Below are 2,365 nucleotides of genomic sequence, written 5' to 3' on the forward strand. Positions count from 1 at the left end.
TGTGTAATGCAAAATAGGAGTGCAGAAGTGTGCAACGGAAACGTACACAACTCTGCACTCCTATTTTAGAAAAGAAAAAGGACTTGCCAGCAACCATAATCTCACCCTAACGTTTAAGTTGCGACACAAGAACGTTAGGAGATGGAAGGAATGCTAGCAATGTCCGATATCAATTGTATCAAATATCTGAGAAACCACAAATCACATTCGATCAATCGAATCGCTAAAAATCTAGACCTCAACTGGAGGACGGTAAAAAAATACGCGGATTCAGCTCAACTGCCGAGTGAAACCATTCGCCCCAAGAGAGGCATGATGTACGGAACGAAATGGGGCGAGATGGTCGAGGATTGGTTGACCGAGGATCAAATGCTTCAGAAAAAGTTAAGACGAACGAATAAAAAGCTTTATGAAACGCTGGTGGCGAACGGATTCGAGGGTTCTTACCGGACGGTCTGCAATTTCATCAAGAGCTGGCATATGACGAGCGAGGAGGAAAACGACACAAGGCAAGAACGATTGCAACACCCTCCGGGTGAGGCACAGGTAGATTTCGGGACGATGGAAGTCGTCAAAGATAGTCATGCGGTCGATGTAAAATGCCTCGTCATGAGCCTGCCCTTCAGTAACCGCACAGCAGCTGTCGCCCTGCCCGCAGAAAACCAAGAGTGCTTTTTGACGGGACTCAAAATGCTTTTTGAAGAAATCGGTGGTGTACCGCAACAGCTCAGAATCGATAATCTCCCCGCCGCAGTCATCCAACCACGAACGACAAAAGAAGAGGCGATCTATACAGATGCTTTCCTGCAGTTCATGGCACATTACGGCTTCCAAGTTCAAAGCTGTAATCCTTACAGAGGTAACGAGAAAGGAAGTGTCGAGAACAAGGTAGGATACGTTCGGTACAATTTTCTTGTCCCAGCCCCTGTCATGCATGATTACGATTCGACGAACCGGCAACTCGCAGCTTCCCTACGGGATGACATGGAGAGAGTGCATTACGAAAAGCATGTGCTGATCCGTGAGTTGTTCGAAGAAGAGCAGAGACATCTATTGCGATTGCCGCAAGAAGACTTCCCCGTCTTCAAAGAAGAACTGTTCAAGGTGAACAAGTACGGCGAAATAACGATCGATAAGACGAAAGTCTTGATCCCTTCAGGGGCTCGTCATGGGCAAGTACGCGCCATCTTAAGGTGGGATTCGATGAAGATTCTCTCACTTCACGGAGAAATCCTCTACGAAGAAAAACGTCCCTACATGATGACAAAGCGTGCGCTCCCATGGGAAAACATCATCAGCACTTGGCACAAGAAGCCGAGAAGCTTCGGGCACTCCCGTTATTCCGAATATCTGCCGGGTAGAATCAAAGAGTACCTGGGCGTACCCAACTTACTCGTTCGGCAGGAAAGACTGGCCTGGATCCGAGCCAAGCTCGCACTCTATCCAATCCTCGAGATCAATGAACGCCTATACGAGCTACTGAGCGAGGACGACGATCCAGCCGTGGTTGAGGACCATCCTTATGATGTGGATTGGAGCAAGTACGATAGCCTGAATCGGCCTTGGGGAGAAGGTGGTGCAGTATGAGCCTAAAAGAAATGTGCAAATCGCTCCGCCTTGCCTATGTCGCTGAAATCTATGAATCGATTCCAACGGAATCCCCTGAAAAGTTTCTCACGGAGCTTTTCTCGATGGAAATGCGCCTCCGCGAGGAAGCGAAAGCGCAACGGTTAATCAAAAAGGCAAAATTCATCAACAATAAGTCACTAGACGACTATCATTGGGGCAATCACATCTACTTCCCAAAGCATTTAGATAAGGACGAACTGACCTCACTGAATTTCGTCGAGCACTCACAGAACGTCGTTCTGACAGGGTCCCCGGGTACAGGAAAGACCCATTTGGCCATCGGGCTCGGGAGAGAAGCTTGTCACAAAGGTTATGAGGTGAGGTTCTTCCGGGTCTCTGAACTCGTCGAGCAACTTAACAAGGCCTGGCGGGATGGAAAACTAGGCAACTTCCATTCTCGTCTCGAGTCGGCAGATATGATTATTTTAGATGAGATGGGATATCTCCCTCTCACAAAAGAATCTGCGGAACTTCTGTTTCATCTCATCACCGACTGGTACGAGCGAAAGAGCCTGATCATCACATCCAACCTTGAGTTCAGCCAATGGAATCGCATCTTTGGCGACGCGCGCTTGACTGCGGCACTCGTCGATCGCGTCATCCATCACGCTCACATACTAAACTTTACAGGTGACAGTTATCGTGTCACGCATGCGTTGTCGAAACACTAAAACCCAGCTGGCAAAGTTCTGTACTTTTCGTTGCATTATTGTGCACATTTGTATTGCAAAATACA

Annotated in this window: 2 protein-coding genes; both read left to right on the forward strand. The window is 48.0% G+C overall.

What is annotated here, in order from left to right:
- The first annotated feature begins 150 nt into the window (after positions 1-150).
- Complete coding sequence (gene istA / locus KNP68_RS14995; RefSeq protein WP_029595511.1) at positions 151-1,587, forward strand: IS21 family transposase; 1,437 nt, start codon at positions 151-153, stop codon at positions 1,585-1,587.
- Positions 1,584-2,300 (forward strand): IS21-like element helper ATPase IstB, encoded by a 717-nt coding sequence (gene istB / locus KNP68_RS15000; RefSeq protein WP_029595512.1) that lies wholly within the window; start codon positions 1,584-1,586, stop codon positions 2,298-2,300. The genes istA and istB overlap by 4 nt, the downstream gene beginning before the upstream one ends.
- Positions 2,301-2,365 lie beyond the last annotated feature (65 nt).

This window comes from Exiguobacterium sp. s50, assembly GCF_018618175.1.
Classification (GTDB): domain Bacteria; phylum Bacillota; class Bacilli; order Exiguobacteriales; family Exiguobacteriaceae; genus Exiguobacterium; species Exiguobacterium chiriqhucha.